The sequence below is a fragment of the Desulfobacter hydrogenophilus genome, assembly GCF_004319545.1.
Taxonomy (GTDB): Bacteria; Desulfobacterota; Desulfobacteria; order Desulfobacterales; family Desulfobacteraceae; genus Desulfobacter; species Desulfobacter hydrogenophilus.
The window spans coordinates 4,073,395-4,088,704 of sequence record NZ_CP036313.1; the positions used below are offsets into that span (position 1 = coordinate 4,073,395).

18 protein-coding genes and 1 pseudogene are annotated in these 15,310 nt (G+C 46.6%); 18 read left to right on the forward strand and 1 reads right to left on the reverse strand.

Going from position 1 to position 15,310, the window contains the following annotated elements:
• The first annotated feature begins 3 nt into the window (after positions 1 to 3).
• The 18 genes and pseudogenes from EYB58_RS18085 to EYB58_RS18165 all read left to right on the forward strand — a co-directional run bounded on the left by EYB58_RS18085 (position 4) and on the right by EYB58_RS18165 (position 14,309).
• Complete coding sequence (locus tag EYB58_RS18085; RefSeq protein WP_111958470.1) at positions 4 to 1,599, forward strand: alternate F1F0 ATPase, F1 subunit alpha; 1,596 nt, start codon at positions 4 to 6, stop codon at positions 1,597 to 1,599.
• Complete coding sequence (locus EYB58_RS18090) at positions 1,596 to 2,480, forward strand: F0F1 ATP synthase subunit gamma (RefSeq protein WP_111958468.1); 885 nt, start codon at positions 1,596 to 1,598, stop codon at positions 2,478 to 2,480. The genes EYB58_RS18085 and EYB58_RS18090 overlap by 4 nt, the downstream gene beginning before the upstream one ends.
• A 385-nt stretch (positions 2,481 to 2,865) precedes the next feature.
• Positions 2,866 to 3,258, forward strand: a complete 393-nt coding sequence (locus EYB58_RS18095) for a sll1863 family stress response protein (protein WP_111958466.1) — start codon at positions 2,866 to 2,868, stop codon at positions 3,256 to 3,258.
• Between the two features lie 157 nt (positions 3,259 to 3,415).
• Positions 3,416 to 3,625 carry a hypothetical protein gene (locus tag EYB58_RS23580; protein WP_207309078.1) on the forward strand — a complete coding sequence of 70 codons (210 nt, stop codon included), beginning with the start codon at positions 3,416 to 3,418 and terminating at the stop codon, positions 3,623 to 3,625.
• A gap of 5 nt (positions 3,626 to 3,630) precedes the next feature.
• The gene (locus EYB58_RS23585) at positions 3,631 to 3,951 is read left to right on the forward strand and encodes a hypothetical protein (RefSeq protein ID WP_207309079.1); all 321 of its coding nucleotides are present in this window, start codon (positions 3,631 to 3,633) and stop codon (positions 3,949 to 3,951) included.
• Between the two features lie 6 nt (positions 3,952 to 3,957).
• On the forward strand, positions 3,958 to 4,470 hold the full coding sequence (locus EYB58_RS18105; protein ID WP_207309080.1) for a potassium channel family protein: 513 nt from the start codon (positions 3,958 to 3,960) through the stop codon (positions 4,468 to 4,470).
• A 353-nt stretch (positions 4,471 to 4,823) separates the two neighbouring features.
• Positions 4,824 to 5,873: an FtsH protease activity modulator HflK gene (gene hflK, locus EYB58_RS18110; protein ID WP_111958464.1), complete on the forward strand. Its 1,050-nt coding sequence runs from the start codon at positions 4,824 to 4,826 to the stop codon at positions 5,871 to 5,873.
• Positions 5,870 to 6,862 (forward strand): protease modulator HflC, encoded by a 993-nt coding sequence (gene hflC / locus EYB58_RS18115; protein WP_111958462.1) that lies wholly within the window; start codon positions 5,870 to 5,872, stop codon positions 6,860 to 6,862. Before hflK ends, hflC begins: the two co-directional genes overlap by 4 nt.
• Positions 6,863 to 7,173: 311 nt before the next feature.
• A complete protein-coding gene (locus EYB58_RS18120) occupies positions 7,174 to 7,341 on the forward strand; it encodes a hypothetical protein (RefSeq protein ID WP_211922916.1) in 168 nt (55 codons plus the stop codon).
• A 38-nt stretch (positions 7,342 to 7,379) separates the two neighbouring features.
• Positions 7,380 to 7,991 (forward strand): annotated as a pseudogene (locus EYB58_RS18125) (ATP-binding cassette domain-containing protein); the annotation flags it as partial.
• Positions 7,972 to 8,667 carry a hypothetical protein gene (locus tag EYB58_RS24170; RefSeq protein ID WP_242637423.1) on the forward strand — a complete coding sequence of 232 codons (696 nt, stop codon included), beginning with the start codon at positions 7,972 to 7,974 and terminating at the stop codon, positions 8,665 to 8,667. The pseudogene EYB58_RS18125 and the gene EYB58_RS24170, both read left to right, overlap by 20 nt.
• 227 nt (positions 8,668 to 8,894) lie before the next feature.
• Positions 8,895 to 9,272, forward strand: a complete 378-nt coding sequence (locus EYB58_RS18135) for a hypothetical protein (RefSeq protein ID WP_111953187.1) — start codon at positions 8,895 to 8,897, stop codon at positions 9,270 to 9,272.
• Between the two features lie 254 nt (positions 9,273 to 9,526).
• Positions 9,527 to 9,883: a CHC2 zinc finger domain-containing protein gene (locus tag EYB58_RS18140; protein WP_111953189.1), complete on the forward strand. Its 357-nt coding sequence runs from the start codon at positions 9,527 to 9,529 to the stop codon at positions 9,881 to 9,883.
• Between the two features lie 2 nt (positions 9,884 to 9,885).
• Positions 9,886 to 10,443, forward strand: coding sequence for a DNA methylase (locus EYB58_RS18145; RefSeq protein ID WP_111953191.1), 558 nt, complete (start codon positions 9,886 to 9,888; stop codon positions 10,441 to 10,443).
• Entirely contained in the window at positions 10,436 to 12,103 is a 1,668-nt protein-coding gene (locus tag EYB58_RS18150) for an integrase (protein WP_111953193.1), read from the forward strand. The genes EYB58_RS18145 and EYB58_RS18150 overlap by 8 nt, the downstream gene beginning before the upstream one ends.
• On the forward strand, positions 12,100 to 12,462 hold the full coding sequence (locus tag EYB58_RS18155) for a TniB family NTP-binding protein (RefSeq protein ID WP_242637424.1): 363 nt from the start codon (positions 12,100 to 12,102) through the stop codon (positions 12,460 to 12,462). Before EYB58_RS18150 ends, EYB58_RS18155 begins: the two co-directional genes overlap by 4 nt.
• Positions 12,463 to 12,587: 125 nt before the next feature.
• Positions 12,588 to 13,964: an IS4 family transposase gene (locus EYB58_RS18160; RefSeq protein WP_131072014.1), complete on the forward strand. Its 1,377-nt coding sequence runs from the start codon at positions 12,588 to 12,590 to the stop codon at positions 13,962 to 13,964.
• Positions 13,965 to 14,039: 75 nt separating this feature from the next.
• Positions 14,040 to 14,309 (forward strand): hypothetical protein, encoded by a 270-nt coding sequence (locus EYB58_RS18165; protein ID WP_242637425.1) that lies wholly within the window; start codon positions 14,040 to 14,042, stop codon positions 14,307 to 14,309.
• Between the two features lie 300 nt (positions 14,310 to 14,609).
• Here the strand turns inward: EYB58_RS18165 and EYB58_RS18170 are convergent, their stop codons facing one another.
• Positions 14,610 to 15,206, reverse strand: coding sequence for a hypothetical protein (locus tag EYB58_RS18170; RefSeq protein ID WP_111960779.1), 597 nt, complete (start codon positions 15,204 to 15,206; stop codon positions 14,610 to 14,612).
• Between the last annotated feature and the right edge of the window lie 104 nt (positions 15,207 to 15,310).

Below are 15,310 nucleotides of genomic sequence, written 5' to 3' on the forward strand. Positions count from 1 at the left end.
ACCATGGAACCTCAAAGTCTAAAGACCATTTTGGACAGCACGTTTGCCGAAATAAGCCAGGTGCGGGAAGCATTCACGCCGCAACTGGCCCCACATGAGGTGGGCACAATCACCAGTGTCGCCACCGGCATTGCCAAGGTGTCGGGTCTTCCCGGTGTGGGGTTTGATGAATTGGTTAAATTTCCGGGGGATGTACTCGGCATTGCGTTCAACCTGGACCCAGATCAGATTGGCGTCGTTCTGCTGGGTGAATATTGGCATCTGCACGCGGGAGATGAAGTCCAGCGCACGGGCCGGGTCATGGACGTGGCTGTGGGCGATGGATTGCTGGGGCGCGTTATCGACCCGCTTGGTCGGCCACTTGATGGTAATGGGTCGGTGGCCTCAAGCAAGCGCCTGCCCGTCGAACGCCCTGCTGTGCCCATCATGGACCGCGCACCCGTCACGGTGCCGCTCCAGACCGGCATCAAAGTTATCGATGCGCTCATTCCCGTTGGGCGTGGCCAGCGCGAATTGATTCTCGGAGACCGCCAGACGGGCAAGACCGCCATTGCCATCGATACCATCCTGAATCAGCGCGGCAAGGATGTCCTGTGCGTATATTGCGCCATCGGTCAGCGCGCGTCAGCCGTTGCCAAAGCCGTGGCAACCTTGCGGGAAAAGGGAGCCATGGATTACACCGTCCTCGTGGTGACCGAGGGCAACGACCCGCCGGGTCTGGCTTACATTGCGCCCTACGTTGCGACCAGCATTGCGGAGGCCTTCATGGAAGCGGGCCGGGATGTGCTGATCGTTTATGATGACCTCACCCATCACGCCCGGGCCTACCGGGAACTGTCTCTCTTGCTCCGCCGTCCGCCCGGTCGAGAAGCGTTTCCCGGTGACATCTTTTATATCCACTCACGCCTGCTCGAACGTGCGACGCATTTGTGCCAGGAACGCGGGGGAGGATCACTCACCGCCCTGCCTATCATCGAGACCGAAGCACAGAACATTTCCGCCTATATTCCGACCAACCTGATTTCCATCACGGACGGACAGATCTACCTCTCGCCGTCGCTGTTTGAATTAGGCGTGCTGCCGGCGGTTGATGTCGGCAAATCCGTTTCGCGTGTCGGCGGCAAGGCGCAGCGCACGGCTTACCGAGCTGTGGCCGGTGACCTCAAGCTCGGCTACGCTCAGTTTGAGGAACTCGAAACCTTTTCCCGATTCGGCGCCCGACTTGATGAAGACACCCGAAAGATCATCGAACACGGACGACGGATTCGTGCCTGCCTCAAACAACCGGAGTTTTCCCCGGTGGCCGTGCCCGCGCAGATTGCCGTGTTGCTGGCATTGACTGCCGAACTTTTTGACCAGGTACCGCTTGACCGAATGACGGACGCCGAGGAGGCCCTGCGCAAAGCAGCGGCGGATATACCGCCAGAGGTGTGCGAGCGACTGGACACCGCTAAAAAATTAAGCGACGAGGATCATGAAATAATTATCCAAATCGCCCGCCAATCGCTTGCGGACTTCCAGTCCAAGGCTAAATCCGAGTCCGGACCTGAAAAGCAAACAGACAGCAACTCGAAACTTGAATCCGAGGAGGAGTCATGAGCGAGACTACGGCGAGTCTGCGGTGCAAGATCAGCGGAGCCAGGGATCTCCAATCCGTTGTCCGCACGATGAAGGCCGTGGCGGCCTCGAGCATCGGACAATACGAAAATTCGGTGCGTGCGCTGGCCGATTACTATCGCACGGTGGAGCTGGGGTTAGGCGTATGCCTGCGGAACAGCAGACCAGCGCCTTTAATTGCGGGCCGGAAAAGACAGACTGCTGCCAGTTCGATTGGCGCGGTCGTGTTCGGTTCAGACCAGGGACTGGTGGGTCAATTTAACGATGTGGTGGCCGATTTTGCGATCAAGGCTCTGACGGTTAAACCCGTGATCTGGGCCGTTGGTGAACGCGTTCATGCGCGCCTGGAGGACGCAGGCCTTCCTCTTTTAGGGCTTTTCACCGTACCGAATTCCGTTAAGGGCATCACTCCGCTCGTCGGGCAAATTCTCATGGAGAGCGAAGATAGACGCAACCAGGGTGAAATCTCCGAACTTTACCTGTTCTACAACCGCCCCACGTCCGGGCCGGTTTATGCGCCCGTCAGCCAGCGACTGCTGCCGCTGGACGCAACCTGGCGACGCAACCTGGCCGACGGTCCCTGGCCGACGAAAAACTTGCCCGAGGTCATAAATAGCGACACCGAGGCCTTGCGAGCGCTTATACACGAATATCTTTTTGTTTCGCTTTTCCGGGCGTGCGCCGAATCCCTTGCGAGCGAGAACGCCAGCCGCCTGGCGGCAATGCAACGCGCCGACAAAAACATTGATGAATTGCTGGAGGAACTTAACCGAACATTCCATCGTTTGCGCCAAAGTGGCATTGACGAGGAACTGTTTGACGTCATCTCCGGTTTCGAAGCACTGACCGCGGTGGAGAAATAATAAGGAACGAGCGGTCCTAAGATCAATTAATAAGGTTGATGCAGGTGACAACAAATTAGCTGTCACTATCATCTGCCGGAAAAAAGGAGGTGAGATTAATATGCCAAATAAAGACGGAACTGGACCCAAAGGCCAGGGACCGAAAGACGGACATGGGAAAGGAAAAGGCCAGGGTAAAAGAACTGGTCAAGGCGCAATGACTGGAGGCAAGGAGGGAATAAAAAAAACAAATAAAAAGTAAGCTATATTTACGAAAAATTTGTTTTTTATAAAAAAGGATAGCTAAGTTACTCAGATCTTTCAACCTTTGTTGTGGGCTGTGCCTGGGTATTGATAAACCAGGTCGGCCCATGGCCGTTATAAAAAAAGACAGAAGGAGCAAACCATGACAAACCTAAAAGCCGACCAGATTTTTGAAAGACAAGAATATCACCAGTCTCTGATGGAGAAAATGAGCATTGAATCCTCTTCTGTAGACACTTGCAGGCCTGAAGGTGAAAAGACGCTTTATATCGAAAAGCTGGAGCAGCAGATCAAATCCCTCAAATCCATTATGGATGACATGACAGAAAAAAGTAAAAATCTGGAAAAAGGATTCAGGGCAAAGTTTGAAGAGGATCGCAAGGTGATAGAGGAACGCTACTGTACGTTAAATAAGAAGATGAATAATATCCGCCAGGCAAGCGGAGAGGCCTGGAAAGAATTGGGTAAGGGAACTTCAAGTGCTTTGAAGGATTTTACAGAGGGTATAAAAAATGCTGTTTCAAAATTTAAATAACGGCCATGTAGACCTGGGCTATCGACACATAGGCTAAGCCCACAACGAAAGTTGAAAGATCTGTGGAGGTTACACAGACGTTCTTATAAAAAATAGTTTGGATGAGATGTTGGAATATCGCTTGCAATCCTGGGTGTAAAGGAGAGAGGAGGACGCGATGTCTTATCCGATGATGGGCTTGGGGATGGATTTCATAGATGACTTTTTTGAGGCAATTTTCGGTGTCACGACCACGGGTCTGAGCACGAAAGCGACGCTTGTTATTCAACCGGGTCTGGTGGCCAAAGGGCTGGCTGCAACAGCAGCCGAAACCGATGATTTGGTCGGTGGCACACGGGCATACGCTCAGCGAGCTCTGAAAGTCTAAGTGGTTTGACCGTCCTGGGTATCATCGGCTCCCTGGCGCTGGAAATCGGGTTTTTGGATGCGGTGCTGTATACATTTGCGGCGATCTCTACCGGGGGCTTTGCCCCGAATGACGGCAGCCTATCGACGCTCGGCAGGCCCTCACAGTTATGGATTACGCTGCCCTGCCTCGCCGGTGCGATCCCACTGGCGTTCTATTGTCGATTGTTTAAGAAGAAGCGGCGCGTTGCAGTGGCCTTTCTGCAACTCCAGGCCGTCATAATCGCTTCCCTGGTCGTTTCGCTGGCAGTGGGTGCCACGATGCGGCTGAGCGCTGGCATGGCTTGACCTCAAGTGCTCCACGAGACCGACAAGGCCAAAATGGATAAATTGTCTGAAGAGATGGACTGCAGCTTTCTGCAAGGTGATGGCAGCTGGCCTGACATCCTGGGTGAAGTGAATCCCGAACAGACCGATTTTCTGTTCTGTTTGACCGATAGCAACCAGGCCAACGTCATTGCCAGCCTCGTGGGCCGATCACTCGGATTCAAGCGAGTCGTGACGAGCATTCATGATGAGCAGTTCGAGGTCATCTGCCACGAGTTGGGGTTGAAGGACATGATTAGCCTATTCCGCACGATCAGCCGTTATCTGGCGGACATGATCGGCGGCAGGGAAAACGTAGAGTTGTCCACGGTTCTCAAAAACGAGGTCCGGATTTTAACGTTTACCGCCAAGGAAAAAGATGCTGTCTTGGTCAAAGATCTAAAACTGCCCGTCGAAACCCGTGTCGTTTGCTATTATCGGGAAGGCAAGTTCGCCCATGCCGATGAGGAGACACGCTGCACACAGACGACGAGATTGTGATTCTGACACACAGCAAAAATTTGGCTGAATTGGCAAAGCGTTGGCAGCCAAAGCAACGGAAGGAGAAGCCGTCGGATTCGGCTTTCTGCAAGAAAAACAAATAGAAGTAATCAGTCAGCATGGAAGGCTAAATCATTTTATAAAAGTTGCGGTCCTAAAGCACATCTGGAATAAAAAAAGGTTATATATGACCTTTTTCTGCGGTTTACTTAATCTGTAAAATCAAGTCTTATAAATCTCATTCGCTATATATCAATAGGATGATTATAAAATACCAGGCTGTGGATGCCTGGCACATAAGTTGCGATCTAAATTAAAAATAAAACAATAGAACGATAATTAGGAGGTCAGTTATGAATGAACAGAATCACCTCCCGGGGGGATCTAAACCGGCGTTGAATGACGTGCTGAAGGAAATTTTACAGCAGTTTAATAGATTCAAAGGCGGTCCGATCCTCATCCTTGTCCTCGGCGTGATGGTGGTGGTCTTATGGACGTCATGGTTCACCGTTCAACCGGAGGAAACAGGGATTGTACAGCGCTTTGGCAAGGTCATGCGTACGGCCGGTCCTGGATTGCATTTCAAATTGCCTTACGGAATCGAAAAGGTCCGTCTGCTACCCACGGCTCGTGTGCTAAAAGAAGAGTTCGGGTTTCGGACGGTCTCGGTTTCCACCGTTCCCGGTCAAAAAACCCGCTATGATTCAGGCGGCAACTACAAGGACGAGTCGCTGATGCTCACCGGGGATTTGAACGTCATAGATGTTCAGTGGATCGTCCAGTACCGCATCGAAGACCCTATCCGCTACCTGTTCCAGGTTCGTGACATTTCAAAAACAATCCGTGACACGACCGAGGCGGTCATGCGCCGCGCGGTCGGCAACCGTCTGGGCAGCGATGTACTGACCACCGGACGGGTGGCAGTGGCCAGTGAGGCCAGAATCGAACTCCAGAAAATCCTGACAACCTATGAGTCAGGAGTCCGTCTGGTTACCGTGGAACTTCAGGATGTGACCCCGCCGGATACCGTAAAACCGGCCTTTAATGAAGTCAACGAGTCGCGTCAGGACAAAGAACAAACGATCAATAAAGCCCAGGAACAGGCCAACCGGGAAATCCCCAAAGCCCGGGGGGTGGCGACCCAAAGTATCAGTGAGGCCGAAGGTTATGCACTGGAACGCGTAAACCGGGCCAAGGGTGAGGCCCATCGTTTCGAGGCCATTTTAGGACAATACGAACAGGCGCCACAGGTTACCCGCAGGCGGCTGTATCTGGAGACTATGACCGATTTTCTGTCAGACATGAAAGGAGTCTATATCGTGGATAAGGACCAGAAGGCCATGGTGCCCTGGCTCCCATTGGAATCCAGTGGGCAAGCATCCGCACAAGGGAGAAAACCATGAAGTCTATCTTGAAAGCAGTAACCATCGCAATAGCGATGGCGATCGTTATCGTACTCTATGGCGGCCTATATACATTGGAAGAGGGTCTACAGGCCATTGTCGTGCAGTTTGGCCGGCCTGTTGGGGAACCGATAACCGAGGCGGGGCTGCACATGAAACTGCCCTTTGTGCAGGAGGTCCGGCGATTCGAAAAGCGTCTGCTGATCTGGGACGGTGATCCGAACCAGGTTCCCACCAAGGGGCGCGAGTTCATCTGGGTGGATACCACGGCTCGATGGCGGATTGCCGACGCGAAAAAATTTCTGGAGAATGTGGCCAGCGAAGAGGGGGCCCAGTCGCGTTTGAATGATATTCTTGATTCAGTGGTACGCGACCAGGTGTCAAGCAGCGAACTCGTTGAACTCGTGCGCAGCGCATCGTGGGAAGTGCCCGAGGGCGAGGCCCTGAAGGAGATACCAAAGGAGCGCGAAGCGGAACTTAAAAGGGAAATTGCCCGGGGCAGGGAGGAGATCACCCGAACAATACTGACGGAAGCACAGAAGATCATCCCGCAATACGGTATTAAACTTGTGGATGTGCGCATCAAGCGCCTCGACTACGTTGAAAGCGTCCGTGAAAAGGTCTATGAGCGCATGATTTCAGAGCGCAAGCGCATTGCCGCGCAGTTCCGTTCCGAAGGCGAGGGTCGCAGCGCCGAGATCCTCGGCACAATGGAAAAAGAGCTGCGCCGGATTCGTTCAACGGCCTACCGCCAGGTGCAGGAGGTCCAAGGCAAAGCCGACGCCGAAGCAACGCAAATTTACGGTCAAGCGTACAATAAAAATCCGGAATTCTACGCCTTTTTGCAAACCCTTGAAAGCTACAAAAAGAAAACGAATAAAAATTCTGTATTGATCCTCACCACGGACAGCGACTTTTATCAATATATCAAACAGGCGAGCCCAAGTGGCATTCACCCTGCCCGAGACCTTGAGTCTGGGGGATTTTAACAATCAATGACAAGGAGCTATTATGAACAAGGAAGAAATTTGCTCGTGAGTCGTAAGTTCTCTGACATTTTAACTGTTTGTTTTCATATACAATATCATTTTAATTGGTATCTTTTTTGTTTTTTTGTGCCATAATTTTGGCACAAAGTTGGCACAGGTATGCCAAACAACTATTTTTCAGAAAGCCATAAATAGACTACCCATTGAAATTAAAGAGTATTTTCTTATAAAAGACTTACGACTCACGAGAAATTTGTGAAAAAATCAGGAAGATTTTTCCAGGTATCGGTAAGTGCGGTATTGATCTTAATGTGAATTACGATGACGAAATCAATCAATGGTACGTCAGCCTCATAAGGGACGGCAAGGAGCTGAAAACCTATCTGGAGAGCGGAGATGCCGAGTTGTGTATCGACGATAGTCTGGGCATAGAGATCGCACAATTAAAAGACAGCATTGACCGGCGACCGGCAAATTGAAAAGTATGAAAGTAATTCAGTAATGTTCTGGAAAATCTACTTTGGCCAAGCTGATCATGGGGATTCATGCACCCAGCCGGGGTATGATTCGGTTCATGGATGAAGATATCACCGACATGGCCATTGATAAGCGCTCCAGGGCCGGTATCGCCTATGGCTTTCAGCATTCAGCCCGGTTTAAGGGCATCACCTTCCGGGATCTGCTGGCCATTGCATCGGGACAGGACGATGAAGATACACTGGTCAGAATTCTCTCCCGGGTAGGGATATGTTCCATGGATTTTCTTGACAAATCCGTGGATGCAAAACTTTCGGGTGGAGAGATCAAAAAGATTGAGATGGCCACCATTATTGCAAGAAGTCCAAAACTGGCAATCTATGATGAGCCGGATACGGGTATTGATCTGTGGACTATCCGGCCCATGGTGGATCTCATCCGCAGGGAGAACCGGGAAAACAACAACACCACCATTGTGGTCAGCCATAACAGGGCCTTTCTTGAGGCAGCCGATACTCTTCTGCTGATTAAAGGCGGAAAAATCGCCTATACCGGCGATATAGACGGTGCCAAAGTGATGCTGGATGATCAGGGTATCTGTACCTTAAATGATTTATGCCGTGAGGAAAACAATGCTGAATGCTATCGATAAACAAATTTTAAAGGAAGTGGCTGGATTTGAAAAGATTCCGAAAGGGGCTTATAACATACGCAAGAACGGAAAACTGCTCTGCAGGAAAGTCTCTGTGAATATCGACATCCGCACCCATGAAGAAAAAAGCGGGATTATTGTGGAGATAGCACCAGGTACAAAAAACGAGTCGCTTCACATTCCGGTAATCCTTTCCCGGGCCGGCAAACCGCTGTCATTCGGGCAGATCATTGAAAAGGCAATTGCTATCTATACTGCCAGCCAGGACCAAGAAAGCAATATTAATGATAATTTAAGCGTTAATATTAACGATAATACAAACAAAGTTCAGGGCGATAAATCAACCATACCTACCCGTGAAAGCCAAACCGAAATGTTTGATGAAAAACCGGCATCGGGTCACATACCGGATGAAATCCCGGATCGGGCAGACAAGGAAGTTTATAAAGCGTGGTTGTTTTCAAAAATAAGCGGGTTGAAAGATTCCGGTATGGGTTGGGTAGAAATTAAAGAAAGACTAAATTCACAGAGCATTGTGACTGTAATGGGTAAGGCATGGGGCCGAGGTGTGGTCCAGGTGTTTTATAAACGTGAACTGGAGAAAAGAGGGGTCAATGAATATGGGTGTACCAATAAAAATGAAATAGCAAATAAATCTATAAGTTACAATATTTAATCACAGCATGAATCGCGTACAAGTTGTGGTGTGGTAAGATTCAAAAAGTGTAACGCGTACCCCGCAGTTTCATGACGAAATAATGTAACGGGCAGATATCCCGCCGCTATATCCCGCCAATCAAATAAAAAATCATACCCCGCCTATCCCGCCGATAGACCTCGCCGCTGCTTCTTTCAAAATTTGGTACATATAATCTCCCTGATTCAAATTTTGGAGAAGAAATAATGGCAAAGAATTCACGTGGAAGACGACCTTGCTCTATTTGCCGGAAATGGTTCACCCCTGATGTAAGACAAAAAGGGCGGCAGAAAACATGTCGTTCGGCTTGCCAAAAAGAGCTTCATCGAAGGCAATGTGAAAAGTGGAACAGGAAAAACAAAGCTGTTTGCAAAAACAATTATCTGGCAAAAAAACTTGAAGAAGCTGAGGAGCAACAAACATCTGGGAACCTTCCTTCGCTTTCATATCAAAAACAGACAAAACCTGTTTTGCCAATGGAAGTCATTATAGCAGAATACGGGATCAAGCCGGCAATTATCATTCAATATCTGGTTACCCAGGTTATCAGCCATAACAATGAAAAAATACAGGGATTCCCATAAAAGACCCTCTGGCATAAACGACTAATCGAGTATAGATTTTAAGATACATGATTGGAATAACTCATTGTAATATAAAGGGATATTAACAGACTAATCGAGTTTTGATTCTAAGAGACATCATGAGGATAACCAACTGATAATACAAGTAGATATCAACAGAATAATCTCTATCTCAGTTTAAGAGGCAACTGACAGGCGACTCTAACCGGTGATATAAAAAAGCACCTGAAATTTTAAAAATAAGGAGGTGTCTTGTGAAAAACAGATTTTCATCCCGGCAATTATTTGAACTGAGAAACAATATCCCTGTAGATGTGTTGATCAGGGACCATTTACAGATTCTATCCAAGATTAGAGATGGTTATTTTCGTTTTCTATGCCCTTTGTGCAATGAATTTCAAACCGCTGTAAATCCAGCCACGAACCTGGCCAGGTGCTTCAGATGCGAAAAAAATTTTAATACCATTGACCTTGTCATGAAAATCAAGGGCTATGGATTTAGGGATAGTGTCTTGTTTTTGAAACAAATAAATACTGTACCCCAGGTTCAGGCCGCAAAATTGACGGCCCTTGCCGCTATGGTCGGCAGGCCTATGCCGGGAGGGCAGTGAGTATGGAACGGCTGCTTGAGCTTGAAACCCTGATTGGTCGAAATCAAGAATGTTTTTACAAAATCGGCCAAGCCTTGAAAGAAATTCGTGAGAATCGTTTGTACAAGCAGGCTCTGTTTGAGTCATTTGAGGCATATACCAGGGCACGGTGGGATATGGGCAAAGCCCATGCTTACCGGCTGATTCGAGCCTATGAAGTAATTTACAACCTGTCTCCAATTGGAGACAAACTGCCGGCCAACGAATCCCAGATCCGCCCCCTTACTCAAATGGATTCCATAGAACAACGCCGTATCTGGAGGGCGATTATAAACAGTGGCATGGAACTGACCGCACGAAATATCAAAAAATTTATTGAGGACCAGAAAACGGCTCCGGTAAGTAAACCGGATCTGACAGATCGAATTACCCATGAATACATGGCTGTTGTAAAGGCAATGCTTGAACAGGTCCGTGTGGCTCAGCATGATCATTGGCAGAAGACCTCCCGCCAGGCAGCATTGTTGTGGCATCGGGTCATATACGAAAAGATTGTATCAAAGGGGGCAGATAATGGATGACCTGACTATTGATGACCGCTTTCATTTACTGCTGCACAAAAAAATCATGAATAAAACCGGATCTACCAAGAGACGGTCCAAAAAATATTACAAGGACCAGTACAAGAAAACCGGAATTATCCCGGCGCCCCTTTTACTGGTTGAAAAAGGAATTATGGAAGGCCGTAAGTGCAGCGGACGGCCCAGAGCAATAGATGAGCAAACCAAAAGACGGTTTATTGAGATGGTCAAGGCGTCATGCGACCCCTCATCCCAGGGATTCATTTTTATCACCCGGAAAGCCAGAACCATTAAAAATTATCATCACTGGCTTGAACAAGAGCTGGGCAGAACCATCAGTCTTCCGGCACTTCGGCGATGTGTCAAAAGGGAAAATCTCAAATTTTACCTGGAAAAAGAGGATAAGCAGGATCAGGTCCCGGTAATGCATGCCTTCAAGTCGGTGCCGGTATTTGCTTTGATCCAGGTTGACGGCTGTAAATTTCAATATTTAAGGATCAGAGATGAACACGGTAACTGGCAAAAACCACAGGTAATTGAAATATTTGATACCGCTTCCAGGAAAATGTTTATTCTGGACTTTTATTTTACCGAAAGCAGCCTGAACTCTGTGGATCTTTTTACCCGTTTTTTGTTGAGTACCCCTTTGCCTTTGCAAAAAATTGGTATCAGACCTGACCAGGCAAAAGGATTTTTAAATCTAAAACGCCCCATCAATGCCATTAACCTGAAGCATTCTACACCGCAAGGCTTCTATTTGGCACCGGATTTTTCAAAGGCGTATTCACCCAAAGATAAGGCACATCTAGAATCTTCACACCGGAGCCTGCACAATTTTGAAATACGTATTATCAAAGCCTTTGAGGACAGGATTGTGAAAACCGTTACCGAATATGACTTCAAGCGGGGAAGAAAGGAAAAAATTACTGTAACCCTTCTTGATATAAGCCTTCAGGAACTAAGGAGCAGCACTATGCTCAGCGAATATCGTAACGAACATAATCATACACAACATTATTTTACCGAAGACGGGGTGGTCAGTGCCTGGGTGCCGGCACAGAAATTTGATGATTTTTTATCAAACCAGGCAGATACCCTGAATTTTACCCCGGACCAGGTTCAGGAATATATGAAATACGGCTACAGGAAAATCAAAGCCACCGTATCCAAAACCAGGACCATCCGCCATGACAAGCGCGATTATTATGTGACCCGTGGTGCAGATAAGTTCAGCAAACATAAAAGCACACCGGTGAAAATATCCAAATACAAGGACAAGCTTTTTATTTTTGAGCAGGGTGAAGACGGTATACTGTTGGGCGAAGCCATTGCAAAAAAGCCGTTTGACAGACCGCCGGCACCAGAACCTTCGCCTGTGCCGCCTGATGAACTTGACACCATTATCGCTCTTTTAGAAAAGCACAATATGGCCGTTGACCGGCCTGTTTTAGTCGACGTTTTTCATAAGGGCCTCACCCTGGCCCGGGCGGAACAAGTGCTTGATCATAATCAATCAAGGTACGCGGATTACACAAAAAAGATAAACCAGCCGGATGACCGTAAAAATCAGGCCCTGTTCAATGCATTTATGCTTGATTGCCAAAAATCGTTAAATACGAACCATGTAGCCATTTATGCATCCCATGGAGACATAACATGAAAGAGGATTTTATCAGTGATAAACGAAGGGTCTCATACTTGGCTGCCACTTATAACCGGATCTACAGAGGCCAAAGCGTGCTCATGGAGGGTGATTTTGGTGCAGGAAAAACTCGGTTTTTAAAATTGCTGCATCCCAAAAAGCTCCATGCTGTATGGGTTGAGTCTCTGTTCAACATACATGAAACCCTGGCCGCGATACTTAAGGAATTAAATTATGAGGCCACCGCCACCTACCGCCGAACTCCCCAGTACCTGAAAATGATCTGTAATCTCTCCAATTGTTTTATCATTATAGATGAGGCCAATGACTTGGACACCCGGGTTTGGCCATATCTTAAACGGCTCAACTTTCGGTGATTAAAAATGATAGTGAATAAAAACACAACAAACTGATTTTATTATTTAAATTGACGAATTTCACTTTATATGATACGCTTTGTTTACCACTAAACAAACATTTCATACAAAGGAAATTCGCCAAAATGAATACTACCCTTACCAACGTAGAAAATCAAATGACAAATTCAGAACAAATCGGCGTACTCAATGATTATTTTACAAAATTCAAAATTGGTAAGTTATTGAATCAATCAGGAATCGTTAAAACCAAAGGAGCCTCACCGCTTGCCATTTTCACAGCCCTATTTAACTTGGCATTTCACAACAAGAATTTATACCAGGGCATTGTGAAAAATAAAAAAGTTGATGTCGATAAGGACGCCGCTTACAATTTTTTGAACTCTCCAACATATAACTGGCGGCGGTTTACCCTTCAGCTCTGCCGCCGAATTTATTTTATCATCAGAAAGCTCCTTGATGATTCTTCTGAAGAAGTTCTTATCTTCGACGATTCTACCTATAGCAGAAACCGTTCTAAAAAAGTCGAGCTTTTATCCCGGGTGTTTGATCATACAGATATGAAGTACATCAAAGGATTCCGGATGCTGACTCTTGGCTGGTCTGACGGTAACAGTTTTCTTGGACTTGATTTTGCCCTTTTATCATCTGTAGACAAAAAGAATCGATACAATGAAATAAATCCTGATATTGATAAAAGGACCTGCGGATATCATCGCCGCCAGGAAGCGGTTACAAAAACCACAGCCCATCTCGTACCGATGGTAAAAAGAGCCCTTGATATGGGTGTCCGGGCTAAGTATATTTTAATGGACAGTTGGTTTTCGATGCCGTCAGCAATCGCAAATTTGCGGGAATACATACACGTCATATGCATGCTGAAAGATCATCCAAAATGGCTTTATGAATATCAAGGCAAAAAGCTTAGGCTGTCCGAACTCTATGGAAAATTGAAGAAAAAACGAGGAAGAGCAAAAGTCAAAGCCCAAGCTATTGTTACTCTTTCCAACGGCAAGCAGGCAAAAATCATTTTTGTTCCCTGTGATAAAAAACGTGGCTGGCTTGCACTCCTGTCGACAGATTTGGCCCTTCCTAATGAAGAAATCATTCGTCTGTACGGCAAACGTTGGGATATAGAGGTCTTTTTCAAAATGTGCAAACAGCACTTAAAATTGGTGAAGGAAATACAAATTCGAAATTACGATGGCCTTGTGGGCCATACATCTCTGGTTATTGCCAGGTATAATATTCTCAGCCTTTATCAGCGGCAATGTATGGATCAGAGATCATTCGGGGAGCTCTTCAGGGCCTGTAACGATGAGATGACCAATTTGTCTTTTATGGTTTCTTTGGAGCGGATCATGCGTTTAGCTTTGGTAAATATTCGGCAATTATTTAATTTTACCGAGCGTATGGTTCAAGTGATGCTTGATCAGGTAATGGGCCAAGCTCTCAAGTATTTCGGTTTTTCAAGTAGGCCTGAGGAATTATTGGGGGTGTAAATTTACTCCTCCGAAAGTTGAGTTAAAAGGATTATTGATGCCGGGGTTCCCATCGTATTTGCAGGACTTCCGAATGTGAGAACTTATTTGAGCCGGAACCATCCTGATATACTCAGCCGGTTGAAAACCCTGATTTTGTATCCCATAGAGGTCGAGGACTTCATTGAAAAATACAAAGATATCCAGCAGGAAGCCGTTGAACAGATTTATATGTCCGTTAAGGGCGATATGCGCAAATTTAAAGAAATCTGTACAGACTGCCGGGACAGGGCAAAGGAGTTAAACCACCAATTTGTTGATATTAATCTTGCCCTGGAATTTATATCAGATCTCCCTCCTCAATAATCCTTACCACAACTTATCTGCATTAACAGGCCATCCTTGGTATAATCCGAGGTTGGCCTGCCTGTATTTTATCCTCATATGTTTTGACGCCGATTTCTGTTTGATTCATTTTTGAAAAACGCCAAACCACAGATCATTATTGAATTTTTCTTACGCCGTTACATTATTTTGTAACTCTGCTTTTATTGGTGTTTCGCTACAACAAGTTTAAATCAAAAACAAATTTGACATTTTTGTTAGAATCTTAAATCCATAATACCGTTACATTATTTGAATCTCATCAGTGGTGAAAGCATTGACTCATGCTGTAATACTGATATTGACCAATGAATAGTCCACTTCGACTTTTGCATTGGTGTCATTCTCAAAATTTGTCAAAATATTCAGCAGGCTGGCGGCTATCTCACTTTGAGCGTCTTTATCCCTGTTCCAAGTGCATGTAGACATGCTATCGCAATTTCCAGACGCTATCTCTTTGAGATCAAGCAACAAATCAAACGGGCTATTGTCAGGGTTAACAGCGTGCCCATTTGCATATTTATGATAGAAGGCGATAGACCCAAGCGTAAGAAATTGTTCTTTTGAAATTATTCCATTGTTATAGAGTTCCGCACTCATATAATCAAGATCATCGGGTGTAATATTGGAAAGGTCATAGCCTCCTAACTCTGATGATTCCGTCACTGAAACTGACTGTGCGCTCAGCTCAACCGTTGTTGAATCCGAATCGGTTTTAATGTCCGCAGATAATGATTGTGTTGACAGCGATACCGTATCTCCTGTAGGTGAAGATGAAATGTTTGCTATCCCTGTTGATGAGTGTTTGCTTGAACTTTGCGTAGAATAAGAGCTGTAGGAAGTTAACACACTCTGTAACATCCCTCCTGTTATCGACATGATTACTCCCTTATCATACTGTTTTGTTAAGTGAAAATAAACCGGATACGATGTATATTATATCGAAGAGATATGTACCAAACTTTAGTGATATCTCATGACGG

Coding starts and splice junctions, on each gene's coding strand:
- EYB58_RS18085 (WP_111958470.1), top strand. CDS start 4: ATGGAACCTCAAAGTCTAAAGACCATTTTGGACAGCACGTTTGCCGAA.
- EYB58_RS18090 (WP_111958468.1), top strand. CDS start 1,596: ATGAGCGAGACTACGGCGAGTCTGCGGTGCAAGATCAGCGGAGCCAGG.
- EYB58_RS18095 (WP_111958466.1), top strand. CDS start 2,866: ATGACAAACCTAAAAGCCGACCAGATTTTTGAAAGACAAGAATATCAC.
- EYB58_RS23580 (WP_207309078.1), top strand. CDS start 3,416: ATGTCTTATCCGATGATGGGCTTGGGGATGGATTTCATAGATGACTTT.
- hflK (WP_111958464.1), top strand. CDS start 4,824: ATGAATGAACAGAATCACCTCCCGGGGGGATCTAAACCGGCGTTGAAT.
- hflC (WP_111958462.1), top strand. CDS start 5,870: ATGAAGTCTATCTTGAAAGCAGTAACCATCGCAATAGCGATGGCGATC.
- EYB58_RS24170 (WP_242637423.1), top strand. CDS start 7,972: ATGCTGAATGCTATCGATAAACAAATTTTAAAGGAAGTGGCTGGATTT.
- EYB58_RS18135 (WP_111953187.1), top strand. CDS start 8,895: ATGGCAAAGAATTCACGTGGAAGACGACCTTGCTCTATTTGCCGGAAA.
- EYB58_RS18145 (WP_111953191.1), top strand. CDS start 9,886: ATGGAACGGCTGCTTGAGCTTGAAACCCTGATTGGTCGAAATCAAGAA.
- EYB58_RS18150 (WP_111953193.1), top strand. CDS start 10,436: ATGGATGACCTGACTATTGATGACCGCTTTCATTTACTGCTGCACAAA.
- EYB58_RS18155 (WP_242637424.1), top strand. CDS start 12,100: ATGAAAGAGGATTTTATCAGTGATAAACGAAGGGTCTCATACTTGGCT.
- EYB58_RS18160 (WP_131072014.1), top strand. CDS start 12,588: ATGAATACTACCCTTACCAACGTAGAAAATCAAATGACAAATTCAGAA.
- EYB58_RS18170 (WP_111960779.1), bottom strand. CDS start 15,206: ATGTCGATAACAGGAGGGATGTTACAGAGTGTGTTAACTTCCTACAGC.